The sequence below is a fragment of the Desulfacinum infernum DSM 9756 genome, assembly GCF_900129305.1.
Lineage (GTDB): Bacteria > Desulfobacterota > Syntrophobacteria > Syntrophobacterales > DSM-9756 > Desulfacinum > Desulfacinum infernum.
The window spans coordinates 75214-100885 of sequence record NZ_FQVB01000011.1 but is presented as its reverse complement, the minus strand read 5'-3'; the positions used below and the strand labels follow the sequence as shown (position 1 = coordinate 100885).

The window sequence follows — 25672 nt, the reverse complement described above, 5'->3', positions numbered from 1 at the left end:
GGCCTCAACCCGATCCCGGGGCGGGCGGATCAACGTCATCATGGGGCCCGATCCACTGCGACCCGCGCAGCGGAAAGGGATTGAAACAGGCGGATTCCCGTCGTCGCGTCGCCGGCCCAATGATCCGCCTTGACGTAAGCACACACTTTCCCGTCCACACGGCCGCCGATGACGATGGGAACCCCCTGGGCGGGCGGGCGGCGGCGCAGCAGTGCCACGGTGTCCTTGAGGGAATCGTAGGCGGTGGTGAGCAGGCAGGAGAGGCCCACGGCGTGGGGCTTGAATTCCTGAACCAGCTCCACGAAACGCTCCGCGGGAACGTCTTCTCCCGCGTCGCGCACGGTGAAGCCGTGGCAGCGCAGCAACACCTTGAGCAGGTTCTTGCCGATGAAGTGGATGTCGCCCGCCACGGTGCCAAGCAGGATGCGCCCGGAAGCGTCGGCGCTGACCTGGCGCTCGAGAACCGGAAAGATGAGCTCCCCCACCTGGCGCATGATTTCTCCGGACATGATCAGCCCGGAGATGTAATAGATCCCCTCTTCGTATCGCTTCCCCACCAAGCGCAGCCCCTCCTGGCATTGTTCCATGATGCGGAGGGGGTCCTCACCGGCCGCCAGGGCCTCTCCAACGCACTCCAATGCAGCTTTTTCCTGCAGGTCGGCGACCAGTGCGGCCAGTTGCGTCATTCTGGAAACCATGATGTCAGATCCTTCCGGGGGCCGCCCGGGACGGCTCACATCCCTCCACAACCCCGACGGTCGCGGTGAAATGGAAACAGTCCCCCGGGCAGGTGAACCCTCCCCAGCTTACGGGACGATCCTCGTAGTCGTAAAAGGTGTGCTCCAGGTAGAAGGCCGGCGCTCCCTCGCTCCGGCGAAGCAGCCGGGCCTGGGAGGCGTCGAGGACGGCGGCGTGGACGCCCAGGCGACCCCATTTGACCAAAGAGGTCCCGGAACCACTCAACAGCCCGTACAGGGAAGTCACCTCCATCTCGGCTTCGACCACCGGGCGTTTGGGGTCGTAGATGAGATGGTGGGCGTGGTAGATGAGCGGCTCGCCGTTCTTGTGGAACAGGCGCTGCATGTGGATGACGCGATCCCCGACCGGCAGGTCCAACTCGGCCGCCACCCGCTCGTCGGCCTCCACGATCCGCACATCGAGCAACTGGATGCGGGCGCCGTCCCGGTCGGTGAGCAGATCCTGGAACCGGTCCAGGCTGAAGCTGACGCCCCCCAGTTCCAAAGGTTTGACAAAGGTGCCTCGGCCCCGTTCAGTGGTCACCACGCCCTGCTCAAGCAGCAGGTTGATGGCGCGACGCACGGTCATGGGGCTCACCTGGTAGCGACGGCACAGCTGGGACTCGCTGGGCAACCGGTCGCCGGGGCGGAACTGCCCCGCGGCGATCTGCTCGCGCAGCACGCGCACCAGCTGCAGGTACGCCGGTTCGAAGGAGGAACGGTCGATGGGGTTCGGCTTTGTTTTCATGGCCCCCTTGTAGCCCCCTCTCCGGTGGTTGTCAAGCCGGGAAATCCCCCGGTCTCAACCGTTTTTGTCTGTAAACTTCACACCTTACAGAAACCCAAAAAGGAGCTTGACAAAACTTCCCTATATAACATATGAGGTTCGGGCGACCATCAACCCTACACCCAGGAGGCAGACCATGACCGACGTGCCACGCCCCGAAAGCCCGCAACCCTACCGCTGGATGGTGCTTGCCCTCACCGCCGCCTGCTTTCTCCTCACCTTCGTCGTGCGCTTCATCTGGCCGCCGCTGATCCCGGTCGTCGTCCCGGTGCTCGGCATGAAGATGAGTCAGGCCGGCGCCTATATGAGCGCCTTCTACATCGGCTACGTCATCACCCAGATTCCCGCCGGCATCCTCGCCGACTATTTCGGAATCCGCCTCATCCTGGCCCTGAGTCTGGCTCTGGAGGGCATCACCACCTTCGCCATGGGCTCCATCTCCACCTACGAAGCCGGCTTCGCCCTGCGCGTGGCCACCGGGCTCGGTGCCGGGGCCGTCTTTTCCGCCTGCAGCCGCGCCCTCATGGAATGGTTCCCACCCAAGGAGCGCGGCACCGCCTTCGGAGCTCTGCTGGCCGCTCCCTCGGCCGGCATCCTCCTGTCCGGCATCGTGGTGCCCGCCCTCAACAAAGCGTTCAACTGGCAGGCCGCCTTCCAGGCCGTGGGGGCCTTCACCCTGGCGGTCGGCATCCTCTTGTTCTTCCTCCTCAAGACCAGCTCCCAGGCCCGCAGCCAAGGCGCCGGCATTTTCGGCGGCTTCAAGGTGGTGTTCGGCAGCCGAGACCTCATCTTAACCGCCCTTGCCGGCTTCTGCCTCATGTGGGTTGAGCTGGGAACCGCCACCTGGACCTTCGCCAGCATCAAGCACCTGGGCTACACGCTCAAGGAAGCCGGCTCCGTCATGGTCTTTTACGGCATCGGCGGCCTCATCGCCCCCCTGGCCTCCGGCTACCTCTCCGACAAACTCGGGCACCGCAAGAACATCCTCATGGCCTCCCTGCTCGTCATCGCCCCCGTGACCGTTATCTTCGGGTACCAGACCACCATCGCGGCCCTCAGCGCCATGGGCTTCGTGTTCGGGTTCGTCTCCTACCTGGCCAACCCCCACCTGTCCGTCATGATCTCCGAGTTCGCCGGCAAGCAGTGGGCCGCCACCGCCAACGGTACGTCCAACTTCGTCTTCCAGCTCGCCCCCATCATCGGACCGGTGGTCATGGGCTGGGCCATCGATATCACGGGGGCCTACACCTCGGTGTGGTGGATCATGGCCATCGGCCCCCTGGTGGGCGCACTGCTGTTGATCCCCGTCAACCCGGAAAATCGCAGAGACTAGAAAAACTGCAGGAGGTAACCGGATGAACCCCGCGGAAGCAAAGCAATTGTTTGAAGAGAGGTTGGGGCGCTATCAGGCCGCCATCGCCCTGGAACCCACGGACCGCATCCCCATCGCCACCGGCAGCAACTACTTCGCCGAGGTCTACTCGGGCAACAACCACCAGCAGACCATCTACGACCCGGAACGGTGGCTGCAGGCGGAAGAAGCCTTTATGCGGGATTTCCCGGAAGTGGATGTGCTGCGCAACAACCGCATCTACGCTCCTCTGTACGATGCCGTCGGCTGCCGCACGTATCGGCTGCCGGGCCGCGACCTGCCGCCGGACACTCCCTTTCAGTTCGTGGAAAAGGAGAACATGAAGGCGGAGGAGTACGACGAATTCATCGACAACCCGACCCGCTTTCTGATCCAACGGTTTCTGCCGCGCATCCACGAGGAGTTCGCCGGACCCTGCACGGCGCGCTCCCACCTGGCCTGGCTGAAAGGCGGGATGGCTCAGATGATGATGGCCCAGGTCATGCGCCAACGCACCATCCATCTGGAGCAGCACTGGGGCATGCCCCAACCCATGGCCGGTTTCTTCTTGGCTCCCTTCGATGCCCTTGCCGACGTGCTGCGAGGCTTTCAGTCCATGATGCTGGACCTGTATCGCTACCCGGACAAGGTCAAGGCAGCCTGTGACGTGCTGGTACACGAGATGGCCCATCTGGCCCTGGCCTACGCGGACCCGCTCAAACGCTACCCCATCTTCGTACCGACCCATAAACCCATGTTCCTTTCGCCGGATCAGTTCGACGAGTTTTATTGGCCTTCTTTCAAGAAGACCATCGAGATTCTGGTGGCGGCCGGCCATACCGTGCGGGCCTACCTGGAGGGGGACTGGGGGGCTCACTTGCATCGCCTGCTGGAACTTCCCAAAGGCAAAGTACTCTGCGACATCGACACCCAGGGTGACATCCGCCGGGCCAAGGAGGTTCTCGGCGGACACCTGTGCATCGCCGGCGGTGTTCAGGACTCGCTGCTCATCCTCGGCACCCCCGAAGAAGTCCGGGCCCATGTCAAGGAGCTTTGTGAAACCGTCGGACGCGACGGGGGCTACATCATCAGCGGCGGGTGCAATTTCCCCTATACCGTCAAGCCGCAAAACTTCCGCGCCATGATCGATGCGGTCATGGAGTACGGCGTCTACGATCCCGACATCAAGCCCAAGCCCAAGCCTCCCCAGCCCAGTCGGGTACCGGTGGCCGAACTCCGACCGCAACAGTTCATCACCCCGTGGGAAGTCAAGAAGGCGGAATGGGGCGGCGTCAAAGGCGACGAGGAACTCATCCGCCGCTCCTGGGAGCAGCTGGAGGCCATGGCCTACGCATGGGTCTGGCAGTGGCTCCTGTAATCGCTCAATCGCGCACAACCCAGTTGGAGGACACACATCATGACGGAATTGGCACAGGCATTGCGGGATCTGGACGAAAAGAAAGTCTACGCGTTGGTGGACAAGAAGATCGAGGAAGGCACCCCCGCCACGTCGATCATCGCCGAGTGCAATGAAGGCATCGTGGCCGTGGGCCAATTGTTTTCGGAACAGAAATACTATATCAGTCAGCTGATCTTTTCCGCCGAAATCTTCAAGCAGGTGATCAAGCGGATCGAGCCTTTGCTGGAAAGCACCGCCGCCCAGGACCATCGCGGCAAGGTGATCATCGGGACCGTGAAGGGAGATATCCACGACATCGGCAAGAACCTGGTCATCACGTTGCTCCGGGGAGCCGGCTTCGAGGTCATCGACCTGGGTGTGGACGTGCCCGCCGAGAAATTCGTCGAGGCCGCCAAGGACACCGGCGCCAGAGTGGTGGGCATGAGCGCGCTGCTCAACTTCACCTACCCGGAGATGAAGAACGTGGTCGACGCCTTGGCGGCCGCGGGTCTTCGCGACCAGGTCAAGGTCATCGTCGGCGGCGCGCCGGTCAACGAGAAGGTGCGGGACTTTGCCGGCGCCGACTTCTATGCCGAAGACGCCGTCCAGGGCGTGAACATCTGCAAAGAGATCTATGCCTGAGCCCCTGGATCACGGAGGGATTCCTTGCTCATCATCGGAGAGAAGATCAATTCCACGCGCAAAGCCGTAGATGCCGCGGTCCGTCGCCGCGACCGGGAATTCATTGAAGACCTGGCACGCCGCCAGGCGGCGGCAGGAGCCCATCTGCTGGATGTCAACTGCGGCACCCTCGATGCAGAGGAAGAACCCCAGGCCATGGCGTGGCTGGTGGAAGTGGTTCAGCAGGCAACCGGTTTGCCCCTGTGCCTCGACAGCGCCAACCCGCGTGCCCTGGCCGCGGGCCTGGAAGTGCATCAGGGTCGTGCCATGATCAACTCCATCAGCGGTGAGTCCGCCCGTTACCGGGAGGTCCTGCCGCTGCTCCGGGAAACCGACAGTCAGGTGGTGTTGCTGGGCCTCGACGACCAGGGCATTCCTCCCACCCGGGAGAAGGCTCGGGAGGTGGGCGGGCGCCTCGTCGACGCCCTGTGCGAAGCCGGCATCGAACCGGATCGGGTCTATTTCGATCCGCTGGTGCGTTCGGTGGCCACCAACCCACAGAGCGTGGTCGACACCTTGCTGCTCATGGACGACTTGAGACAGGCCTATCCCGGCCTGCACTTCGTATCCGGTGTATCCAACGTATCCTTCGGCCTGCCGGCCCGTCGCCACCTCAACCGCGCCTATGTGGTGCTCAGCATCGCCCACGGCCTGGATGCGGTCATCATGGACCCTACCGACGCGGTCATGGGCGCGCTCATTTACGCCGCCGAAGCCTTGTTGGCGAGGGACCGCTTCTGCCTGGAGTACATCAAGGCCTTTCAGAACAAGAAGTTGGACGTCTGAGGACCGGGCTGGACCGGACCCGATGGCCTTCACCCCGCCATCGGTCCCTTCATCCCGGCGATCCCCATGGGCCCCGGCGGAGTGTGCCGGCCCCGGGGCCGGCTCCACCAATGAGGAAGGGCCATGCCCAGCACCCCGAACCCGTCCAAGCCGACCACGCATACGATCACTTTCCTCCCCGTAGGGCGCCGCCTGGAACTGGAGTCCGGCCACAGCCTGCTCGAAGCAGCACGCCTGCTGGCCGCCGACGGAAGCGACAGCGTCGACGCCCCGTGCGGAGGCCTGGGGCTTTGCGGGCGTTGCCGCGTGCGGATCCTGGAGGGGCCCGTGGAGCCTCCCACGGCCGCCGAAAAGCGCCTGCTCTCGGCCGAAGACCTCGCAGACGGCTTGCGCCTGGCTTGCCAGGCCGTACCACGGGGTTCCCTGCGGGTGGAAATCCCCCCGGAAGTGCTGGCATCCCAGCCGTTTTTGCAGGTCGATGGGCAGCCGCTCGCCTTGGAACCCGACCCGCCGGTACGCCGCCTTACCGTCCCCGTGCGGCCCACCGGCACGGACCGGCCCTTGTCCGTATGGCAACAAGTCGAGCGCTCCCTGAGTGAAGACCATGGCCTCGAGACCGTTCGCATCGATCCCGCGCTCGTGCGCAGCACGGATCCCCTGGCAGCCGGCACGGAAGTCACCCTCAGCCTGTACGAAGATGAAGTCATCGCCTTGCATTGGACGCCGCCCCAGCCGCCTTTGGGCCTCGCCGTGGACCTGGGCACCACGAAGATCGCCGGCTATCTGGTGGAGCTGGAGACGGGCAGGGTGCGCGTCGCCCACGGCATCATGAATCCGCAGATCCGGTACGGCGAAGACGTCATCAGTCGCCTATCGCATGCGCTCGCCGGCCGGGAACAGGCGCGCACCCTCGCCCGCCTGGCTCGCCAGGCCATCGGCCAGTTGGCCGCCGCCATGATCCGGCGTTTGGGCTGCAGCCCCGCGGCCATTGAAGACACGGTCATTGCAGCCAATACGGCCATGACTCACCTGCTGTTGGAATGGCCGGTGGCACAACTCGCTCAGGCCCCTTATGTGGCGGCCAGCACCGCTGCCTTGGAGCTCAAGGCTTACGAACTGGAGCTCGACTTCTCTCCCGGTTCCCGCGTTTTCCTCGTACCCGGCATGGCGGGCTTCGTCGGCGGTGACCACACGGCCATGATCCTGGGAAGCGACATCCACACCCTGGACGGTCACGTGCTGGGCGTCGATATCGGCACCAACACCGAGATCGTGCTGCGAACCCCGGCGGGCATGTTCTGTTGCTCATGTGCGTCGGGGCCGGCCTTCGAGGGCGCCCACATCCAACACGGCATGCGGGCCGTGCAGGGGGCGATCTGTCGTGTCCGGACGACGCCGGACAATGCTTTGCAATTCTCCACCATCGGCGGCAGAGCTCCCCTCGGCCTGTGCGGATCGGCCATGCTGGACGTGGTCCGCGTGTTGCGCGAACAAGGCATCTTGAGCCCGACCGGGATTCTGGATCGCAGCCACCCGCGTGTGCGCCTGGGCATGGGAGACTCTACGCCGGAGGTGCTGCTGGTGGAAGCCGCCGCCACGGGCATCGGCCGTGACATCGTCATCACCCAGCGGGACCTGTCCTCCATTCAACTGGCCAAGGCCGCCATCGCCGCCGGCATTGCCTTGTTGCTGGATCGATGCGGCTTGGACCCCCATGCGCTGGATCAGGTCATCGTCGCCGGTGCCTTCGGCACCCACCTGGATTTGGAAAGCGCCGTTGCCATCGGTTTGCTCCCGCAGTTGCCGCCGGAACGGTTTCGGCAGGTGGGAAACGCAGCCGGCCTCGGCGCCCAGCGCCTGCTCATATCCCGGCAGGAACGCCGTCGAGCCGAACGGCTGGCCCGCAGCGTGCGCTACCTGGAGCTGGCCGCTCAGGCCGATTTTCCCTCCGCGTTCGCCCGTGCCCTCTACCTGCGCCCCATGGGGTCGGAGCCAGACCCCGATTGACGTCGCCGCACGGGTCACGCGCTGATCCGGACGCGCAAGTGACCACCCTGCCTTTGCCATCCCATCTCCTCGGTGGCCTCCCTGCGGACGTGGAGACCCCGGGCCGGCAGTCCTGTCCGCCGCCAAAGACCTGGGAGGCTGTCTGACAATGGCTCTCCGACTTACAAGGCCGAGGAACTTTGGTCCTTCTCGTGGCCGCGGGGCTTCAGCCCCGCGGAAAGGATCATGGTAACTCCATGCAATGACAGGAAATACGTGATGACTTATCCGAAGGCCGGAGGTTCCTCCGCAGCCCAGAAGGGCTGCTCTACGAAAAAAGAGGTCGTCCGCGGCGTTCTCGGACAGGCTCCCCGTTCGGTGGGCTCCCGTCAGCCCACCATCTTTCGGGGCAGATAGAGGGCGATTTCGGGAAAGAGGGTCACGATCACCACCACCAGGATCATGATGAGAAAGAAGGGGAAGGTGGCCCGGAGGATGAACCCCACGTCCTTGTCGCTCATGGACTGGAGCACGAAGATGCTGAAGCCCACCGGCGGGGTGATCTGGCTCAACTCCACCATGAAGACCAGGAAGATGCCGAACCAGAGAGGAGAGAAGCCAGCGGCGATCACGATGGGAAGCACGATGGGAAGGGTCATGACCACCATGGAGATGCCGTCCAGGAGCATGCCCAGGATGAGATAGAAAAGCCCCAGGACGAAGATGAGCAGATAGGGCGACAAGTCCAGGCTTGCGATGTAGCGGCTGATGGCCGTGGTGATCCCCAGAAAGCCCACCACCTGGCTCAGAAAGGCAGCCCCCACGATGATGAAGGTGATCATGGTGGAGGTCCGCACGGCGTTGAAGAGAGCGTCCTTGAAGACTTCGAAGGTGAGGCTTCGGAAAAGCAGGCCCAGGATGAGGGCCCCCAGCACGCCGATGGCCGCCGCTTCCGTGGGGGTGGTGAGCCCCAGGTAGATCCCGCCCAAAACCACGGCGATCAGGGCGAAGACCGGCACCAAATCCTGGATGGACTTCAACCGATCCGCCCAGGTGAAACGATCCTGGACCGCGGGCACGGCCTTCGGGTCCGTCAGGGCCCGGAACATGATGTAGAGCGAATAGGTGCCGGCCAGAAGAAGGCCGGGGAAGACGCCCCCGATGAAGAGCTGGCCGATGGAGGTGTCCGAAAGGATCCCGTAGATGATCATGATGAGGCTGGGCGGAATGAGAAACCCCAGCGTCCCCGCTCCTGCCAGGGACCCCAGGGCCAGCTTCTCGTCGTAGCCGCGCTTGGACAGCTCGTTGAGGGTGATCTTTCCCACCGTGGCCGTGGTGGCCGCGCTGGACCCCGACACAGCTGCAAAGAGGGAGCAAGCGAAGACGTTGATGTGCAAAAGTTTTCCGGGAATCCGGTTGAGCCAGGGCACCAGGCCGTTGAAGAGCTTGTCGGAGATGGCCGTCCGATAGAGCAGTTCCCCCATGAGAATGAAGAGCGGCAGGGCGGTGAGCGACCATGAGTTCACGCTGTTCCACATGGAGTTGACCAGGATATTGCCGATTTTAGTCCAGATGGACAGGGTGGGCGGCAGATTGAGATCGCACAAAAGCATGCCCGCGATGGCGGCAGCCATGAGCGAAAAGCCGATCCAGAGTCCGGAGAGCAGAAAAAAGAACATGACCGCCAAGACGGCAACCGAAAGGATGAGGGGATCGGAAATCATCAAAGAGGCTCCTGGAAGATTCTTTCTGTAGAGTCCGTCGGTCAGCTCCTGTCGCTTCCCAAAAGGCGCCCCAGCGCCTCCAGCCAGAAGGCGACCATCTGAAGGAGAAAGAGCACGAGCCCCACGGGCACCGCCAGTTGGGGAATCCAGATGGGGGTTTCCGCCGGCGTTTCGGAAACCATGTTGAGCTGGTAGGCTTCCCTCACCATGGGCACCGCATGGTAGATTGCGAAGAGACACAACCCCATGGCCACGGTGGCCCCCGCCAGATCCAGAAACGCACGACCGCGGCCCCCAAAACGGGACCAGAGCGCTTTCACTCGAATATGGCCGTCGGTCTTGAGGGTGAAACCCAGTCCCAGGAAGACAAGCACCACGTAAAAGTAGGCGCTGTATTCGTCGGCCACCATGGTCGAGGTATTGAAGAGGGATCGGGCCACCACCTCCACCAGGATGAGGAGCACCACCAGGATCATGGCCATGGAAGAGACCACGGCCGCCTTGTCACTCAAGCGTCCCAGAAACCGAACCAGGGAGTCCATGCTGTCTTTCCTAGCCGGACCGAGAAAAGCCTCCCGAGGGGCTTCGTCCGCACCACGAGAAACAATCCGGGGGGCGAATCGCCCCCCGTGCATCCATCCAAAGGCCTTCGCCAGATCGCCCGCCTCCCGCATCCACGCTCCAACGCCGCGGGCCTGCGGGAGATTTCACGTCCCTCCTTCCGCCGTTTCAGCACGCCATGGGACCACTTGGCACGAGAGCTTCGCCACGGCGGGCGTTTCGGGCAGCCTGCAGGCTCATTGGCTTTTTCGGAAGTTTTCCACGACAGCGGCCACTTCGGGGCCGGCATCCTTCAGGAAGGCCCGGATGATCGCTTCCGCCGCCGCATCCAGATCCTTGGCCAAGGCCTCGTCCGTTTCGCTGATGGCGATTCCGTTTTCGGCGATCACCTTCAGGGCTTCCTCGTTGTCCGAGCGGGACTTCTCCCACTGCAATTCCTGCAACTCGGCCGCGGCCTTTTCCATGGCCGCCTTCTGCTCGGCGCTCAGCCCGTTCCAGTAGTCCAGGTTGATCACCACCATGTTGAGCGGATAAGCGTATTCGATGCGTTTGAAGTACTTGAGCACCTCCCAGAGTTTGGCGTCGCGCCCGGAGACGGCCGAAGTGAGAACGGAGTCGATCATGCCGGTGCGGAGGGCCGCATAGACCTCGCCCCACGGAAGGGACACGGCTTTACCGCCCAGGTTGGTCAGAAAGTCGGCGCCGTTCTTGTCGTACGTGCGGGTCTTAATGCCCTTGATATCCGCGGTGGTCAGGATTTCTTTCTTCGTGAAAAGTCCGCTGGGAGGCCAGGGAGCTACGTAAAGGATCTTCTGGTTCCACTTGGCCGCGGCCTTATCGTAGAGGGGCTTGCAGGCGTTGTACAAGGTCAGCGCCTCCTCATAGGAAGTCACCAGGCGGGGAAGGGAGCTGATCCCGAAGGCCTTCTCGCTCCCCTGGACCACGCCCATGAGGATGTCGGACATGGGCACCGTGCCGTCCTTTACGACTTTGAGCAGCTCCGGCCCCTTGAAGCCCAGGCTGCCTCCCGGATGGACGGTGATGTCCACCGTTCCGCCGGTGTACTCCTTCACACGCTTGGCAAACTCGGCCGCACCCTGGGAATGGAAATTGCCCGCGGGGTAAATGGCGTTGAGGTTCATCTTGATTACGTCGGCGGCCACGGCGACGGGCGCCGAGGCAATAAGGGCCACAAGCAGTGCCGAGAGAATCCTTCGAATCATGCCTGTCCTCCACTTCCTCAGTGAGTTCACACCCAGCCCCGAAGGGCGTCCTCTCCTTCAACGGCAGAGACAATACAATCAAACGCGGTCTTTGGCAAACCCGATGCTGGCCGACGACAGCACCACCAGGATGGAGCCCACGTTGTGGACCACCGCCCCCATGATGGGCGACAAGAGGCCGGCTCCGCCTGCAGCCACCGCCAGGGCGTTGAAAAACATGCCGAAGGCGATGTTCCAACGGATGGTCTTGAGCATGCGGCGACTGAGCCGAATCAGGAAGGGCAACCGGTGGATGTCGTCGTGCATGAGGGCGATGTCCGCCGTTTCCAGGGCCACGTCCGTTCCCGCCGATCCCATGGCGATCCCCACGTTGGCGGCCGCCAGTGCCGGTGCGTCGTTGATCCCGTCGCCCACGAAGATGACCACGCGCCCGTCCGCCTGGAAGGTTCGTATCACCTCCAGCTTCTCGTGGGGTTTCAGTTCCGACCAGACCTGGCCGAGGCCCACCTCCCGGGCCACTCTCCGGGCCGACACGTCATGGTCCCCGGAAAGGATACCGATGAGCTGAATCCCCAGGTTCCGGAGCTGGCGGACGGCTTCTCCGGCGCCCGGGCGCACGTGATCCTGGACGCTGAGGACACCCACCGGCTGCTTGTTTTCGAAGACCACCAGGGGGGTTGCACCGCTTCTCTTGAAAGATTCCAGATGGTCCCGAAGCGGCGGAGGTACCGACAGGGTCCCGCCTCCCAGGTAAGCGCTTCCCACCTCCACCAGGCAGCCCTCCACGCGGGCTCGCACCCCCAGGCCGATCTCGGTGACCACCTCCTCGGCCCGGCACAGGGTCACCCGTGCATAATGGGCGGCCTTCAGGACGGCCCGGGCCAGGGGGTGGGTGCTGTGCCGCTCCACCGATGCGGCCCGAGCCAGTACGGCAGAAGGATCCACCCCGTCCAGCGCCACGATGCGATCCACCTTGGGATTTCCTTCCGTGAGGGTCCCCGTCTTGTCGAAAAGAACCACGTCCGCCCGTCCGGCTTCCTCCAGATAAAGGCCCCCCTTGACCAGGATGCCCGCCCGGGCCGCCCGGCCGACGGTGGCCACGATGGCGGTGGGAGCCGCCAGGATGAGGGCGCACGGGCACCCCACGATGAGCACGGTCACGGCCTTGCTCACGTCGTGGGTGAGCACCCAGGTGACGCCCGCGCAAAGCAGGATCACGGGCGTGAACCACCGGGCGTAGCGGTCGATGACTCGGACTGCCTGAGGCTTATGGGCTTCGGCCGAAGCCACCAGGCGAATCACCTTGCCCAGCACCGTGTTTTCCCCCACCTTCGTCACCCGAATCTCCACCACCCCGTTTTGATTCAATGTGCCGGCAAAGACCTCGCTGCCTCTCGCCTTTTCCCTGGGAACCGGCTCTCCCGTGATGGCGGATTCGTCCACCGAGGTCTGCCCCGCCTCGATCACCCCGTCCACGGGGATGCGATCTCCCGGGCGGATGAGGAGCCGGTCGCCCACCTTCACATCGCGGAGGGGCACCGACCGGGTGCCGTCCTCCGTCACCAGCACGGCCATTTCGGGGGCCAGGTTCATGAGGGATTTGATGGCGTTTCGAGCCGAATCGGTGGTGAGCTCTTCAATGAGAGCCCCCAGCACCATGACGAAGCTCACAAAGGCGGCCGTGAGGAACTCGCCTTGGATCAGGCAGGCGATGATGGCCAGGCTCACCAGTTCATCCACGTTGGTCCGGCGTTCCAGGAGTCCTTTCGCGGCGTTCCAGATGATGGGAAGGCCGTTGAGGGCCAGGGAGGCCAGGGCCAAGGCTTTACCGGGGGCGCTGGGGACGGCTGCGTTTCGGTCCCACAAGTAGCTTGCCAGGGCCAGGACGCCGGCAAAGAGGATCCGATAGAATTCCGAGGATCGAGCCAGTTCGCGATAGACACCCACATGAGAGAATCGTCCGATCATCGTGCACCTCGGTCTCACTTGCTGAATTTGTTGAAAATCTCGATCACCTGGTGGATCAGCTGGTCGTCTTCCCCCTTGTCTCGAATGGCATTGGACACGCACCCTTTCAGGTGGTCTTCCAGGATCACCATACCCAGGGAGCGCACGGCGCCGCTCACGGCGGCGATCTGCTTGAGCACCTCCAGGCAGTCGCGATCCTCTTCCACCATCTTTCGGATGCCCCGGATCTGGCCTTCGATGCGGCTGATCCGGTGGAGCAGTTTCTTGTGGTCTTCTCCGCAGAGCGCCATGGTTCACCTCCTTACATATACAGGGTATGGGTATATGGCGCTCCCAAGCGCCCCTTGTCAAGGCCGAATTCACCGGCAAGGTCCGCGGCTTCCAAAAGGGGTTCCAACTCGATGGCTTCCGTGGAATAGTGGCGGAAACTGTCTTGCTCTTTCACCCTACCCTCAGAACCTTGAGGAGGCCATCATTCGACTCTGGTCCCTGCATCCTTCCCTTCTGGACCCCAAGGGCCTGGTGGCCCTGTGGCGCGAGGGACTCCTTGCCAAGGCCGTCCTGGAAGGCCGCACCCGGGGCTACCGCCACCACCCTCAACTGGTGCGTTTCCGGGCCCACGACGAACCCCTTTCGGCCGTCCGGGCCTATCTGGCGGCGGTTCTGGAGGAGGCCCAAAGGCGGGGCTACCGGTTCGATGCCGCCAAAATAGGGGGCGAGGTGAAACCGGTGGAGGTGATCGGGGTGACGGAAGGACAGATCCGCTACGAACGACAACACCTGCTGGCGAAACTCGCCCGACGCGCTCCGGACTGGCATGCCCGGGTTCGCCGGATCCACCCGGTGCCGGTCCATCCCCTCTTCCGCGTCCTGCCCGGCGACGTGGAACCCTGGGAGATTCGATAGGAAGCTGACCGAGAACAGCGCCACCCGTCACTCCCGCACAAGCGGGAGTCCATAACTTACTGGAAATTCATGATCCCCGCTTTCGCGGGGATGACGAATCGGCGTTGAGCGGCGCAAATCTGCCGTTTTCGGACAAGCTCATGGGAAGCTCTCCGGGAATGAATCTCCGGCGCAAGAGGCCGACGGATTCCCGTCCTCTTCGTAGCCGCGGGGCTTCAGCCCCGGGGAAATGTCTATCGTAACCTCTTGAAGTGACAAACAGTATACCCGATGACCTATCCGACGTCCGGAGATTCCTCCGCAGCCCTAAAGGGCTGCGCTACGAGAAAGGCGGCGATACCTAGCGTTTTCAGACAGGGTCCTATAGCTTGAAATTTTGGATCCCCGTGACCAGGTGGCCAAAGAGAACCGCCAATGGATGCGAATAGAGGCCCATGGGAAGGAGAGGGGGGAGCGGCTCGGGGCTTTCGGGAAGCGAAGGCCTGCCGGGGCGAAGGATCCTTCGTCCCGGCAGGCGATCGGAAACCCACGGTGCGGGGAAGGAACCCGGCGCACCGCGGAAAGGTCGATAAGCGCTGTTGTTCCGCCGGTTATTCCTTTTCGGCCGCTTTGTCCCCGGCCGGCTCGGCGCTCATGGCGCAGAGGCGAAGGAGCTTATCGTAGTCTTCGTCCACCCGCTTTTGGATCGCCTCGATCTCCTTTTCCGTCAGGTGACGGAACCGGCGCTGGAGCTTGAGGTACTCGCTCACGGGCTTGGGCTTGGCCACCTTGCGGGAAAGGATCCATTTCCCGTCGATCACTTCGTAGAGCGGGAAGACCTTGGTGAGCACCGCCATGCGGGCCACTTCGATGGCCAGATCCGTACCGTGCCGCCAGCCCGTGGGACAAGGCGAGTAGATGTGCAGGTACGCCGGGCCGGGCACCATGGCCGCCTTCTTCACCTTGTTCATGAGATCCAAGGCGTAGGCCGGCGACGCCGTGGCCACGTACGGAATGCCGTGGGCCGCCGCGATATGGGCCACGTTCTTCTTCCACGTGCGTTGCCCGATGCTCTTCTTGCCCGGAGGCGACGTGGTGGTCATGGCGCCGTAGGGGGTGGCGGATGAGCGCTGGATGCCCGTGTTCATGTAGGCTTCGTTATCCAGGCACACGTAGATGAAGTTGTGGCCCCGCTCCAGGGCGCCGCTCAGGGCCTGGAGGCCGATGTCCGCCGTACCGCCGTCACCGCCGTAGGCCAGGAAGACCACGTCGGGCTGGTCGATCTTGCCCTTGCGGTTCAGGGCCTTGTAGGCCGATTCCACGCCGCTGATGACCGCCGCCGCGTTCTCGAAGGCCACGTGGATCCAGGGCACCCGCCAGGCCGTCTGGGGGAAGGGGGACGTGATGATCTCCATGCAGCCCGTGGCGCTGGCCACGACCACGTTTTCTCCCAAAGCCTTCATCACCTGGCGAAGGGCCAAGACTTCACCGCAGCCCTGGCACGCCCGATGTCCCGGAGAAAGGGGTTCCACGTCCGGGAGCTTCTTGGGATGAAAGCCCTTGAAATCCTTGAGTGCTTCCGTTGCAACGCCCATTTATTCCCTCACATTCATGATTTCGTAGCCCATGGGAAGGCCCTTGGCGAGACCGTCGCTCACCTTGGCCGCCATCGCCTCGAAGTCCTCCACCGTCACGTCCCGGCCGCCCAAGCCGGCCAGGAAGTTCTGCACGTACGGGGAAAGACCCCGGTCGAAGAGGGCGGATTTCACCTCCACGCACACCGGCCCGCAACCGCCGCTGAAGGGAAGGGAGCGGTCCACCACCGCCAGAGCCTTGGCTCCCTTGAGGGCGTCTATCAGCTCCTCGGCCGGGAACGGACGCCACAGCCTGAGGCGCACCAGGCCCACCTTCTGCCCGGCGGCACGCATCTTGTCCACGGCCGTCATGGCCGTCTCCGAAATGCTTCCCATGGTGAGGATGATGATTTCGGCGTCATCCGCCTTGTAGGTCTCCACCGGCTTGTAGGAACGGCCGAACTGCTTTTCAAATTCCCGCCAGGCCTCCACGATGACGGCCTTGGATCCCTTCAGGGCCTCGTCCTGGGCCTTCTTGGCTTCCGTATAGACCTCCGGCATGCCCACGGGCCCGAAGGTCAGGGGATTTTGGGGATCCAGGCGCATCTTGGGCTTGTAGGGCGGCAGATATCGGTCCACCTCTTCCTTGTCCGGCAAGATGATGGGCTCGATCATGTGGGTTAGGATGAAGCCGTCCAGGTTGACCATGACCGGCAGCAGCACCCGGTGGTCTTCCGCCACACGGAAAGCATGGATGATGAGATCCACCACTTCCTGGCCGTTTTCGGCCACCGTCTGGATCCAGCCCGTGTCCCGTGCCATCATCATGTCCGAGTGGTCGTTCCAGATGTTGATGGGGGCGCTCAGCGCCCGGTTGGCCACCGCCATGACGATGGGAAGCCGCATGCTGGAGGCGATGTAGCAGATTTCCGCCATGAGGGCGTAGCCCTGGGAGGCGGTGGAGGTGAAGGTGCGGGCTCCGGCCGCCGCCGACCCCACGCAGGTGCTCATGGCGCTGTGTTCGGATTCCACGGGGATGAATTCCGCATCCAGATGCCCGTCGGCCACCAGTTCGGAAAGGTGCTCCACGATATGCGTCTGCGGCGTGATGGGATACGCCGCGATCACGTCCACATCGCACAGGCCGACCGCCTCAGCCGCCGCGATGGAGACTTCCATTCCCACTCGCTTGCCCATCTTAGTCTCCCTCCTCTACCATCTGGATGGCGTCCTTGGGGCATTCCCGGGCGCAGATCCCGCAGCCTTTGCAGTAGTAGTAATCGGCCTCGTAAAAGCCCTCCTCGTTCTGGGAATAGACCATGTCCGGGCAAAAGATGTAACACTGGCCGCACTTGTTGCAGAGCTCGAAGTCGGTCACCGGCCGCATAGAGCGCCAGTCTCCGGTTTTGAGCTGCGCGGCGCTGCCGGGTTCCGTCAAGGTGCATCCCAGCGCCAGTTCCTTCCAGCTGACAATCCCTGTTTCCTTGGCCACCGCTATCCCTCCACAACCGTTTCTTCGAAGGCCCGCAGGCAGGCCTGCAGGTTCTTTTCCGCGATGGGGCCGAACCGCTTCTGTACGGGCCCCCGGAGTGCATCCACGGAGATGATCCCCGTCGCCTTGATGAGCGCCCCCAGCATCGTGGTGTTGGTGATGGGCACCCGCAAGGTTTCGATGGCGATGGTGCTGGCGTCCACCACGGCCAGGCGCCGGTTGATTCCGGTGGCTTTCCGCAGCTCCTCGGCACTCAGTTTGGTGTTGACCACAATGATACCGTCGTCCGGCACGCCGGCCTGCACGTCCACGATGGTCAAAAGCGTGGGATCCAGGACCACCACGATGTTGGGAGTGTAGACCTTTTCCCGGGTCAGGATCTGCTGGTCGCTCACGCGCACGAAGGCCATGACCGGAGCCCCGCGCCGCTCCGGGCCGAAACTGGGAAACGCCTGGGCGTACTTGCCCTCCTCGATGGCGGCCAGGGCCGTGAGCTCCGCGGAGGTCACGCCGCCCTGTCCACCTCGACCGTGAAAACGAATCTCAACCATGGGTGAACTCCATCTTTCTACTGTTTACGGGCAGGACCGCTTCGAACGGCAGGTTCCTATGGACAAAGGGCGGATGAGACGCCGTTGTCTCCGGCTCCGCCCAGGACGCACGGCCCGGTGAAGTTGCCGATATATAACGAGGCCCGCACAGGGGGTCAAGGCATTTAGTGCATTAATGCACTTGTCGGCGGCCCTGAAGGGCACGTTCCAACGTGACCTTGTCGATGTACTTGAGATCGCCCCCCATGGGGATGCCGTAGGCGATGCGGGTCACGCGCACCGGACGGCCTTCCAGCAGTTTCATGAGGTAGCTTGCGGTGGCCTCGCCTTCGCTGGTGGGATTGGTGGCCAGGATCACTTCCCGGACCTCTTCCCGCTCGATTCTTTCCAGGAGCTCCCGGATCCGGATGTCGTCGGGACCGACGCCGTCCAGGGGCGCCAGCGTTCCCTGGAGCACGTGGTAGGAACCCTTGAAGGCTCCCGATTCCTCGAGAGCCAGGAGGTCCGCGGTGGTCTCCACCACGCAGATTTCCCCGTTTTGGCGGGCCGGATCCGCGCAGATGGAACACAGATCCCCGTCGGTGAAATGAAAACACCGGGAGCAGGTTCGGATCTCCCTTTTGAGGCGCAGGATGGCCTGGGCCAGGGCCTCCGCGTCGGCGGCCGGGGCGCGCAGCAGGTGCATGGCGATCCGCGAGGCGCTCTTTTCGCCCAGACCCGGCAGTTTGCTCAGTCGCTTGATGAGTTCCCGCAGGGTGGGCGGGTAGGCTTTGGTCACCATCGCCGCCCCCGCCTAAAAGAGACCGGGGATGTTGAGTCCGGGGATGTTGAGGCCCCCGGCCAGCTTGCCCATCTCCTCGGCCACCATCTCTTGTGCCCTTTTGAGGGCGTCATTGACGGCGGCAAGGACCAGGTCCTCCAGCATTTCCACATCGTCCGGGTCCACCACCTGGGGGTCGATGGTGATCTTGACGATTTCCTGGCGTCCATTGGCCACTGCGGTCACCATCCCACCGCCGGCGGACGATTCCACTGTGCGCTGCGCCAGCTCTTCCTGCATCTGGGCCAGTTTCTTTTGCAGGTTCTTCACCTGCTGCATGGGATTGAATCCTTTGGGCATTCGTTCCTCCTCCTTTGTGCCGATCCCGTCTCGACCGTTGTCGATCCAGTCTCCGGATCGGTCCGGCCGGAGGGTCTCAGCCGTTCTTTTTTTTCTTGGATGTCAACGGGCGGATCTCCACCAATTCCCCGCCCAGCACTTCGATGGCCTGCTGCACCGCCGGATGGTTGAGGGCCAGACGCGTGGGGCTGGCGTTGCGCGGGCCGGCTTCGGAAGGCTTTCGGATAGCCGCCTTCTTCACGGAAAACCTTATCGGAAAGGCCGCCTTTTTCCCACGAAAATAATGGGAAAGATGTTCCCGCAGGGTCCGTTCGGTGTCCCCGTTTTGGACGCTGGCCTCATAGACTTCCAAAACATGGATCGCCAGGACGCCCGCCGGGTCCTCGACCGCCGCGCTCTGCCCGAGCTTGGCCCCCATGATCTGGTCCCGCCCGGCCACCCACCGACAAAAACCCTCCCAGTCGTCCACCACCGCCGAAACCCCCAGCAGCTCGGCCATCCCGGCGGCCGACGAAAGGGCGCCGTCTTCGCCACGATCATTTTCCTCGACCTGAGGGCCTTCCGGTTCGTCTTCTTCCGGAGGAAGAGGGGGAGGGACCGCTGCGGGGATCTCCGGCTTCCGGCCCGCAAGATCCGCCGGGTGCTTCGAAGGCTCATGGGAAGGGGAGACAGGCTCCGGTGCATGGCGAGGTGCCATATCCCGCCGATCTTCCGCCCTGAACCGGATCCGTCTTTCGGCCGTTTCCGTGGGCGCCGCCCCGGAGACCAGCGTCTCCAGCCTTTCCAGCACGGAGTCAAGGGATTGGAGGCGGGGCAGGGTGGCCAGTCGAAGAAGCAGCATTTCCAGAGCCACCCGCGGGAGGCTGGAACGGCGGATCTCCTCTTCGCCCGCCACCAGCATCTGGAAGTAGGAAAAGAGTTCCTCTCCGGACGTGCGGAACACCAAGGCCTCCAGCCCCCGGCGCTCCTCCCGGGGAAGATCCAACCAGGAACCGCCCCGGGCTTCTCCGAAGCTCAGCACCATGAGGTCCCGGAAGTATTCGCACAGCCGCTGGCAGAACCGCCGCAGGTCGATGCCTCGTCCATGGAGGCGGTCCACCAGATCCAGACACTTCCTCACATCCCGGTCCAGGACCGCCCGGGCCGCCTCCCGGACGGTTTCCCGATCCACCACGCCCAGAAGATCCAGCACTTCGCGGTCGTCCAGCTCCTCACCCCGGAAGGCGAGAAGCTGCTCCATGAGGCTCTGGGCATCGCGCATGCTGCCGTCGGCCTCCCGGGCCACGGCGAACAAGACGGATTCGGAGAACCCGGCCCCTTCCTCCGCGGCGATCCGGGAGAGGTGGGCAAGGATCTCGCGGGTGGGGATGCGCCGGAAATCGTAGCGCTGGCAGCGGCTCAGAATGGTGCCGGGGATCTTGTGGGGCTCCGTGGTGGCGAAGATGAAGAGCACATGGGCCGGCGGCTCCTCCAGGGTCTTTAGAAGCGCGTTGAAGGCCTCTGTGGTGAGCATGTGCACTTCGTCGATGATGTAGATCTTATAGGGGCTCTTGGCCGGCCGGTAGCGGACTGTATCGCGCAGGTCCCGAATGCTGTCTATGCCCCGATTGGACGCCCCGTCGATTTCCAGCACGTCCACGGCGTTTCCCTGGGAGATCTCCCGGCAATTGGAGCACTCATTGCACGGCACGGGCGACGTGCCCCGTTCGCAATTGAGGGCCTTGGCAAGGATCCGGGCCACCGACGTCTTGCCCACCCCCCGGGCCCCCGTAAAGAGGTACGCATGGGCGATGCGGCCCGTCTTGATGGCGTTTTGGAGGGTGCGGGTCACATGGGGCTGCCCGATCACTTGATCGAAGGTTTGGGGGCGCCACTTGCGGGCCAGGACCAGGTAGGACATGGATTTGACGAGATTCCGTGGATTCGGGGCGCAAAGCCGCCGACGGGTTACAGGCCGAGTCCAAACAAGGAAAAGCTCCCGGGAACCATCGGTTCGGGAGCTCGCCGACAGAATGCGAAGTTGGCGGAGAGAGAGGGATTCGAACCCTCGGTACGCCTTGTGGGCGTACACACGATTTCCAGTCGTGCCCCTTCGGCCAGCTCGGGCATCTCTCCGCAATCAGCACATGGGCCCAAAATGGCGGAGAGGGTGGGATTCGAACCCACGTGCCCTGCTCTTCACAGGACAAGTCGATTTCGAGTCGACCCCGTTACGACCACTTCGGTACCTCTCCGCAGGCTCATCTTTTCAAAGATCGCCGTTCCCGAAAAAAACGCGAAACGAGCCGCGCGCATTCGTCTTCGCGCACCCCGCGAACAGCCCGGATACTATGAGGGAAAGCGCCGATGTTTGTCAAGTCCACAACGCCTCCGGCGGCTCCGGCCTTGGGATCTGCGGCTCCGAAGACCACCGCGTCCACCCGTGCGTGCATCGCCGCACCCAGGCACATGGCACAGGGCTCCAGGGTGACGTACAGGATGGTGCCGGGAAGCCGGTAGTTTCTCAGGAGCGTGGCCGCCCGCCTCAGGACCACGATCTCCGCATGGGCCGTGGGATCGCACGACGAAACCGGCCGGTTGTGGCCGCGGGCCAACACCACGCCCGATTGGGCCACCAGGACGGCCCCCACCGGCACCTCCCCCCGGGAAAAGGCCCGCTGCGCCTCCGCCAAGGCCAGCCCCATGAAATAGTGGTGATCCAGATCGATGCCGTCTTTCTCTTCCCCCGCCATGGACTCTCCCTTGCCGACCCCGCTGCGGCTCCTTAGGATAAAGACGATTTTACTTTAATCCAGGGCAAAGGATCCATCGGAACCTCGCCTTGCCTTGTGAAAGGTGCAGCCATGGCCGAAAAGCCCCCACCTCCCACACCCAAGGGCCATTTCGAAGAGCGGGCCGGCTTTCCGCTGGTCTATCAACCCGCCCGCGCGTGGAGCGGCCACGGGTCCAAGCACCCTTGTCCCGACTGCCATTTTTGCCAACACTGCCCCGAATCGCGCTGCCGATCCTGTCGTCCGGGCGAAAAAAAAGGCTGCCAACAAAGACCAGCGATAGAATCGACTTGACAGAAGTGCTTTATTTTTCCTACCTAAAGAAAACTTTCACCTGCATTGACACGTGGCAGAAGGTGCGGCATGGTGCGCCGCGCGCCGAAACGCCGCGCCCGGCGCCGGAAAGGCAACCTGGACCCCAGCAAAGGGAGTGGACCCCTGATCTTACCGACCGAGAAGGCCTGCCGCCATCTTGAACCGCCCAGATTCCGCGCTTATCCGGCTCGATGGGGCTCCCATGCCGCCGTGGTGGTGTGGGTCTTTATCCTGTCTTTTTCAATGGTCGGCCAGTCGTCGGCCCTCACCCGGGCCATCGGAGAGCCGTTCCGCGGGCGCCTCGAAGGCGGCGTCCCCTTTCCCACCGATCTAGGTGGTTACCGGCTGCGGTGCCCCGAGAATGCTTGCGCCACACCGGAACTCATCGGCGGCGTGCTCGATGCCATCGAGAAGGTCCGCACCCAATTCCCCGACACGGTGAACGTGCTCATCGGCGACATCTCCCGGCCAGGGGGAGGATGGCTGCGCGGACATCGATCCCACCAGAACGGGCGGGATATCGACATCGGCATGTACGCCAAGGGCAACCGCCCCCTGGACCGCCTCACCCCCATGAACGCTTACAACCTGGATGTGGCCAAAACGTGGGCTCTCGTGGACGCTCTGCTTCAGACCGGCCGCGTGGAATACATCTTCGTGGACCGAAAGATCCAAAGGCTTCTGCACCGCTACGCCCTGGACCACGGCTGGGACGAGGCGTACCTGGATAGGCTTTTTTACAATGTGGGGCGCGCCTACAAGGATGGAATCATCCGGCATGCGCGCCGCCATCGGGACCACTTGCATGTGCGCTTCTACGCGCCCTGGTCCACCCTGGCGGGAAAGATTCGCCATTTGGACCCTGACAGGGCCGCCCTGATCGAGCTGGCCCAGAATGCGTTTCTCCCCAAGACCGTGCACTACTACGTGGATGGATCCGAGCCAGGCCTCAAGGCCCTGGCGCGCAGCTTCGGGGTGCGCCTGGACGACCTTCTTCGCTGGAACAACCTGACCGCCACCAGCCCGCTGACGCCGGGCATGCAGCTGGTCTATTACCGGCGCGCCTTTGAGCTGGAGCCGGTTCATATTGCCAGCACCCTCCAGCCGCGGTCCGTCCTGGAACAAAAGCCGTTGCAGCTGGCGTCCATCGATCACCGGCGCCTCGTGGAGCCCCCGCCGACATCTTCACGGGCAATGAGAGCGAAACTGTATCGTGTTCGCCCGGGGGATTCCTTGTGGTCCATCGCGAAACGCCACGGATTGAGTCTCAAGGAGCTGTGTCGGCTCAACCGTCTGGACAGCCGCAAACCCCTGCGGCCGGGGCAGCGCTTGACGGTCGGCTATGAGATCGAAGGCCTTGCGGGCGCTCCTTCCACAACCCACACGGTGGCCCCGGGGGAAAACCTCTGGGGCATCTCCCGAAAATATGGCGTCCCCCTCAAGGCCCTCTGCCGGGCCAACGGGCTCAGCACCCGAAGCATCCTTCGCCCCGGCCAGAAACTTTCCGTTCCCGCCTTCACCTCCCGATAAAAGAAATTTCCCTTCAGATCTTTTTTTTCTTTTCTTTTGGACATACTTTTGATAGGAGCACCCGTTCCCGACGGGCACACTCGTTGTTGCCCGTTTTTCTTTTGTTGGGCAACATGCAAGGATTTTCATGTTTTTCGGGAGATGGAACCCATGATCAAGGATCTCAGCAAACTCAGAAACATCGGCATCAGCGCGCACATCGATTCAGGCAAGACCACCCTCACGGAACGGATTCTCTTCTACACCCGAAGAATCCATGCCATCCACGAAGTTCGGGGCAAGGACGGTGTGGGCGCCAAGATGGACTCCATGGAACTGGAGAAGGAACGGGGCATCACCATCCAGTCCGCCGCCACCTACTGCGAGTGGAAGGGACACTTCATCAACATCATCGACACCCCGGGCCACGTGGATTTCACCATTGAGGTGGAGCGGTCGCTGCGGGTGCTGGACGGTGCCATCTTGGTGTTGTGCGCCGTGGGCGGCGTCCAGAGCCAGTCGGTTACGGTGGACCGGCAGATGAAGCGCTACAACGTGCCCCGGATCGCCTTCATCAATAAATGCGACCGCACCGGTGCCGATCCCTTCAAAGTAGTGGAGCAATTGCGCACCAAGCTGGGCCATACTCCCGTGCTGGTCCAGATCCCGCTGGGATTGGAAAGCGAGCACAACGGGGTGGTGGATCTGATCCGCATGAAGGCCTTGACCTTCGAGGGCCCCAACGGCGAAGAGGTGGTGGAACGGGACATCCCCGCGGATCTGCTCCCGCTTGCCGAAGAAAAGCGCGAGGAGCTCCTGGACACCGCATCGCTCTTTTCGGACGAGCTGACGGAAGCGATTCTGGAAGACCGGGTAACGGAAGATCTCGTCCACGAGGCCATCCGCCGGGGCACCTTGTCTTTGGAGCTCACCCCCGTTTTCCTGGGATCGGCCTACAAGAACAAGGCGGTCCAGCCGTTGCTGGACGCGGTGGTGCGCTACCTGCCCAGCCCGCCGGACATTCCCAACACCGCCCTGGACCTGGAAGGCGAGGAGAAGGAAGTCCCCCTCCAGGCGGCCCCGGATCTTCCGCTGGTGATGCTGGCCTTCAAGCTGGAAGTGACCCGCTACGGGCAACTCACCTATGTGCGCATCTACCAGGGCTCGATCCACAAGGGATCCACCATCGTGAATTCCCGCACCGGCAAGGTGTCCAAGGTGGGACGTCTGGCCCGCATGCACGCGGATGAAATGGAAGACATCGAATCGGCGGCGGCCGGCGACATCGTGGCGCTCTTCGGGATCGACTGCGCTTCCGGCGACACCTTTACGGACGGCTCGTGCAAGCTGAGCATGAGCTCCATCCATGTGCCCGAACCGGTCATCTCCCTGGCCGTCAAGCCCAAGGACAAGAAGGCGGAGATGAACCTGAGCAAGGCCCTGACCCGCTTCACCAAGGAAGACCCCACGTTCCGGACCTATCTGGACGAAGAGACGGGGGAGACCATCATTTGCGGCATGGGGGAGCTGCATCTGGACGTCTACATCGAACGCATGCGCCGGGAATACAAGGCCGACGTGGAGACGGGTCAGCCCAAGGTGGCTTACCGGGAGACCATTACGCGGCGCGCCGACTTCGACTACACCCACAAGAAGCAGACCGGCGGGGCCGGCCAGTTCGGTCGCGTGGCCGGCTTCATCGAACCACTGGAAGAAGGCGATTACGAATTTGTCAACCAGATCACGGGCGGTGTCATTCCCCAGGAATTCATCCCCTCCTGCGACAAGGGCTTTCAGGCATGCCTCAAGAAGGGCAGCCTGGCCAAATGTCCCGTGGTGGGAGTCCGGGTGACCATCAACGACGGCGCCACCCACCCGGTGGATTCCTCCGACCTGGCCTTCCAGCAGGCGGCCATCGGGGCGTTCCGGCAGGCCTACGAGAAGGCCAATCCCATCCTCATGGAACCCGTGATGCGCGTGGTGGTGGAAACCCCTTCGGAATACCAGGGCGCGGTGCTCGGGACCCTGAACCAGCGCCGAGGCATCATTGTAAGCACCGCCGAGGACGGCAACTTCTCCGTCATCGAGGCGGAAGTGCCTCTTTCCGAGATGTTCGGCTATTCCACCGTCCTGCGATCGTCCACCCAGGGCAAGGCGGAGTTCACCATGGAATTCGCCCGCTACAATCCGGTTCCCAAGGGCATCGCGGAGGAGATCATTCGCCAGAGGCAGAAAGAGGAATAAGTGCACCG

General features: G+C 63.1%; 23 protein-coding genes and 2 tRNA genes. 8 read left to right on the top strand and 17 right to left on the bottom strand.

The features are described 5' to 3' along the window. Window positions 1-38: 38 nt before the first annotated feature. Both BUB04_RS06955 and BUB04_RS06950 read right to left on the bottom strand, forming a co-directional pair. Complete coding sequence (locus BUB04_RS06955) at window positions 39-698, bottom strand: cobalamin B12-binding domain-containing protein (protein ID WP_084076273.1); 660 nt, start codon at window positions 696-698, stop codon at window positions 39-41. 4 nt (window positions 699-702) lie between these two features. Next, the gene (locus BUB04_RS06950) at window positions 703-1485 is read right to left on the bottom strand and encodes a GntR family transcriptional regulator (protein ID WP_073038266.1); all 783 of its coding nucleotides are present in this window, start codon (window positions 1483-1485) and stop codon (window positions 703-705) included. Between the two features lie 175 nt (window positions 1486-1660). Between BUB04_RS06950 and BUB04_RS06945 the strand changes: the two genes are divergently transcribed. From BUB04_RS06945 to BUB04_RS06925, 5 genes are all read left to right on the top strand, one after another. Then, the gene (locus BUB04_RS06945) at window positions 1661-2857 is read left to right on the top strand and encodes an MFS transporter (RefSeq protein WP_073038264.1); all 1197 of its coding nucleotides are present in this window, start codon (window positions 1661-1663) and stop codon (window positions 2855-2857) included. A gap of 22 nt (window positions 2858-2879) precedes the next feature. Then, on the top strand, window positions 2880-4253 hold the full coding sequence (locus BUB04_RS06940) for a uroporphyrinogen decarboxylase family protein (RefSeq protein WP_073038262.1): 1374 nt from the start codon (window positions 2880-2882) through the stop codon (window positions 4251-4253). Between the two features lie 39 nt (window positions 4254-4292). Further along, a complete protein-coding gene (locus BUB04_RS06935; RefSeq protein ID WP_073038260.1) occupies window positions 4293-4916 on the top strand; it encodes a cobalamin B12-binding domain-containing protein in 624 nt (207 codons plus the stop codon). Window positions 4917-4940: 24 nt separating this feature from the next. Further along, the gene (locus BUB04_RS06930) at window positions 4941-5741 is read left to right on the top strand and encodes a dihydropteroate synthase (protein WP_073038259.1); all 801 of its coding nucleotides are present in this window, start codon (window positions 4941-4943) and stop codon (window positions 5739-5741) included. Window positions 5742-5864: 123 nt separating this feature from the next. Further along, complete coding sequence (locus tag BUB04_RS06925) at window positions 5865-7748, top strand: ASKHA domain-containing protein (RefSeq protein ID WP_073038257.1); 1884 nt, start codon at window positions 5865-5867, stop codon at window positions 7746-7748. A gap of 368 nt (window positions 7749-8116) precedes the next feature. Here BUB04_RS06925 and BUB04_RS06920 read toward each other — a convergent pair whose 3' ends face one another. The 5 genes from BUB04_RS06920 to BUB04_RS06900 all read right to left on the bottom strand — a co-directional run bounded on the left by BUB04_RS06920 (window position 8117) and on the right by BUB04_RS06900 (window position 13493). Next, window positions 8117-9451: a TRAP transporter large permease gene (locus BUB04_RS06920; protein ID WP_073038255.1), complete on the bottom strand. Its 1335-nt coding sequence runs from the start codon at window positions 9449-9451 to the stop codon at window positions 8117-8119. Between the two features lie 41 nt (window positions 9452-9492). After that, window positions 9493-9993: a TRAP transporter small permease subunit gene (locus BUB04_RS06915; RefSeq protein ID WP_073038253.1), complete on the bottom strand. Its 501-nt coding sequence runs from the start codon at window positions 9991-9993 to the stop codon at window positions 9493-9495. 255 nt (window positions 9994-10248) lie between these two features. Continuing rightward, on the bottom strand, window positions 10249-11235 hold the full coding sequence (locus BUB04_RS06910; protein ID WP_073038251.1) for a TRAP transporter substrate-binding protein: 987 nt from the start codon (window positions 11233-11235) through the stop codon (window positions 10249-10251). A gap of 78 nt (window positions 11236-11313) precedes the next feature. Further along, a complete protein-coding gene (locus tag BUB04_RS06905; RefSeq protein WP_073038249.1) occupies window positions 11314-13203 on the bottom strand; it encodes a heavy metal translocating P-type ATPase in 1890 nt (629 codons plus the stop codon). A 14-nt stretch (window positions 13204-13217) separates the two neighbouring features. After that, window positions 13218-13493: a metal-sensitive transcriptional regulator gene (locus BUB04_RS06900; RefSeq protein ID WP_073038247.1), complete on the bottom strand. Its 276-nt coding sequence runs from the start codon at window positions 13491-13493 to the stop codon at window positions 13218-13220. A gap of 181 nt (window positions 13494-13674) precedes the next feature. Here BUB04_RS06900 and BUB04_RS20265 point away from each other — a divergent pair, with 181 nt between their 5' ends. Further along, a complete protein-coding gene (locus tag BUB04_RS20265) occupies window positions 13675-14109 on the top strand; it encodes a pyrimidine dimer DNA glycosylase/endonuclease V (protein WP_353743178.1) in 435 nt (144 codons plus the stop codon). Window positions 14110-14699: 590 nt separating this feature from the next. Here BUB04_RS20265 and porB read toward each other — a convergent pair. The 10 genes from porB to tadA form a co-directional block, all read right to left on the bottom strand. Then, window positions 14700-15683: a pyruvate synthase subunit PorB gene (porB, locus tag BUB04_RS06890; RefSeq protein ID WP_073038245.1), complete on the bottom strand. Its 984-nt coding sequence runs from the start codon at window positions 15681-15683 to the stop codon at window positions 14700-14702. Then, window positions 15684-16859 (bottom strand): transketolase C-terminal domain-containing protein, encoded by a 1176-nt coding sequence (locus BUB04_RS06885; RefSeq protein WP_073038243.1) that lies wholly within the window; start codon window positions 16857-16859, stop codon window positions 15684-15686. It abuts the gene before it with no gap. A 1-nt stretch (window position 16860) separates the two neighbouring features. After that, window positions 16861-17154: a 4Fe-4S binding protein gene (locus BUB04_RS06880; RefSeq protein WP_073038241.1), complete on the bottom strand. Its 294-nt coding sequence runs from the start codon at window positions 17152-17154 to the stop codon at window positions 16861-16863. 2 nt (window positions 17155-17156) lie between these two features. Further along, complete coding sequence (locus BUB04_RS06875; RefSeq protein ID WP_073038239.1) at window positions 17157-17705, bottom strand: 2-oxoacid:acceptor oxidoreductase family protein; 549 nt, start codon at window positions 17703-17705, stop codon at window positions 17157-17159. 172 nt (window positions 17706-17877) lie between these two features. After that, a complete protein-coding gene (gene recR, locus BUB04_RS06870; protein ID WP_073038237.1) occupies window positions 17878-18486 on the bottom strand; it encodes a recombination mediator RecR in 609 nt (202 codons plus the stop codon). Window positions 18487-18498: 12 nt separating this feature from the next. Next, window positions 18499-18825: a YbaB/EbfC family nucleoid-associated protein gene (locus BUB04_RS06865; RefSeq protein ID WP_073038235.1), complete on the bottom strand. Its 327-nt coding sequence runs from the start codon at window positions 18823-18825 to the stop codon at window positions 18499-18501. A 76-nt stretch (window positions 18826-18901) separates the two neighbouring features. Next, complete coding sequence (dnaX, locus tag BUB04_RS20060) at window positions 18902-20725, bottom strand: DNA polymerase III subunit gamma/tau (RefSeq protein ID WP_073038233.1); 1824 nt, start codon at window positions 20723-20725, stop codon at window positions 18902-18904. A gap of 121 nt (window positions 20726-20846) precedes the next feature. Next, window positions 20847-20940, bottom strand: a tRNA-Ser gene (locus BUB04_RS06855). Window positions 20941-20963: 23 nt separating this feature from the next. Beyond that, window positions 20964-21059, bottom strand: a tRNA-Ser gene (locus BUB04_RS06850). A gap of 6 nt (window positions 21060-21065) precedes the next feature. After that, the gene (gene tadA, locus BUB04_RS06845) at window positions 21066-21557 is read right to left on the bottom strand and encodes a tRNA adenosine(34) deaminase TadA (RefSeq protein ID WP_073038231.1); all 492 of its coding nucleotides are present in this window, start codon (window positions 21555-21557) and stop codon (window positions 21066-21068) included. Between the two features lie 402 nt (window positions 21558-21959). Between tadA and BUB04_RS06840 the strand changes: the two genes are divergently transcribed. After that, on the top strand, window positions 21960-23441 hold the full coding sequence (locus BUB04_RS06840) for a penicillin-insensitive murein endopeptidase (RefSeq protein WP_073038229.1): 1482 nt from the start codon (window positions 21960-21962) through the stop codon (window positions 23439-23441). Between the two features lie 150 nt (window positions 23442-23591). Beyond that, entirely contained in the window at window positions 23592-25664 is a 2073-nt protein-coding gene (gene fusA, locus BUB04_RS06835; protein WP_073038295.1) for an elongation factor G, read from the top strand. Window positions 25665-25672: the final 8 nt, after the last annotated feature.

Excerpts from the sequence above, each read along its gene's own strand:
- BUB04_RS06955 (WP_084076273.1), bottom strand. The coding sequence starts at position 698 with ATGGTTTCCAGAATGACGCAACTGGCCGCACTGGTCGCCGACCTGCAG.
- BUB04_RS06950 (WP_073038266.1), bottom strand. The coding sequence starts at position 1,485 with ATGAAAACAAAGCCGAACCCCATCGACCGTTCCTCCTTCGAACCGGCG.
- BUB04_RS06945 (WP_073038264.1), top strand. The coding sequence starts at position 1,661 with ATGACCGACGTGCCACGCCCCGAAAGCCCGCAACCCTACCGCTGGATG.
- BUB04_RS06940 (WP_073038262.1), top strand. The coding sequence starts at position 2,880 with ATGAACCCCGCGGAAGCAAAGCAATTGTTTGAAGAGAGGTTGGGGCGC.
- BUB04_RS06935 (WP_073038260.1), top strand. The coding sequence starts at position 4,293 with ATGACGGAATTGGCACAGGCATTGCGGGATCTGGACGAAAAGAAAGTC.
- BUB04_RS06925 (WP_073038257.1), top strand. The coding sequence starts at position 5,865 with ATGCCCAGCACCCCGAACCCGTCCAAGCCGACCACGCATACGATCACT.
- BUB04_RS06920 (WP_073038255.1), bottom strand. The coding sequence starts at position 9,451 with ATGATTTCCGATCCCCTCATCCTTTCGGTTGCCGTCTTGGCGGTCATG.
- BUB04_RS06915 (WP_073038253.1), bottom strand. The coding sequence starts at position 9,993 with ATGGACTCCCTGGTTCGGTTTCTGGGACGCTTGAGTGACAAGGCGGCC.
- BUB04_RS06910 (WP_073038251.1), bottom strand. The coding sequence starts at position 11,235 with ATGATTCGAAGGATTCTCTCGGCACTGCTTGTGGCCCTTATTGCCTCG.
- BUB04_RS06905 (WP_073038249.1), bottom strand. The coding sequence starts at position 13,203 with ATGATCGGACGATTCTCTCATGTGGGTGTCTATCGCGAACTGGCTCGA.
- BUB04_RS06900 (WP_073038247.1), bottom strand. The coding sequence starts at position 13,493 with ATGGCGCTCTGCGGAGAAGACCACAAGAAACTGCTCCACCGGATCAGC.
- porB (WP_073038245.1), bottom strand. The coding sequence starts at position 15,683 with ATGGGCGTTGCAACGGAAGCACTCAAGGATTTCAAGGGCTTTCATCCC.
- BUB04_RS06885 (WP_073038243.1), bottom strand. The coding sequence starts at position 16,859 with ATGGGCAAGCGAGTGGGAATGGAAGTCTCCATCGCGGCGGCTGAGGCG.
- BUB04_RS06875 (WP_073038239.1), bottom strand. The coding sequence starts at position 17,705 with ATGGTTGAGATTCGTTTTCACGGTCGAGGTGGACAGGGCGGCGTGACC.
- recR (WP_073038237.1), bottom strand. The coding sequence starts at position 18,486 with ATGGTGACCAAAGCCTACCCGCCCACCCTGCGGGAACTCATCAAGCGA.
- BUB04_RS06865 (WP_073038235.1), bottom strand. The coding sequence starts at position 18,825 with ATGCCCAAAGGATTCAATCCCATGCAGCAGGTGAAGAACCTGCAAAAG.
- dnaX (WP_073038233.1), bottom strand. The coding sequence starts at position 20,725 with ATGTCCTACCTGGTCCTGGCCCGCAAGTGGCGCCCCCAAACCTTCGAT.
- tadA (WP_073038231.1), bottom strand. The coding sequence starts at position 21,557 with ATGGCGGGGGAAGAGAAAGACGGCATCGATCTGGATCACCACTATTTC.
- BUB04_RS06840 (WP_073038229.1), top strand. The coding sequence starts at position 21,960 with ATGGTGCGCCGCGCGCCGAAACGCCGCGCCCGGCGCCGGAAAGGCAAC.
- fusA (WP_073038295.1), top strand. The coding sequence starts at position 23,592 with ATGATCAAGGATCTCAGCAAACTCAGAAACATCGGCATCAGCGCGCAC.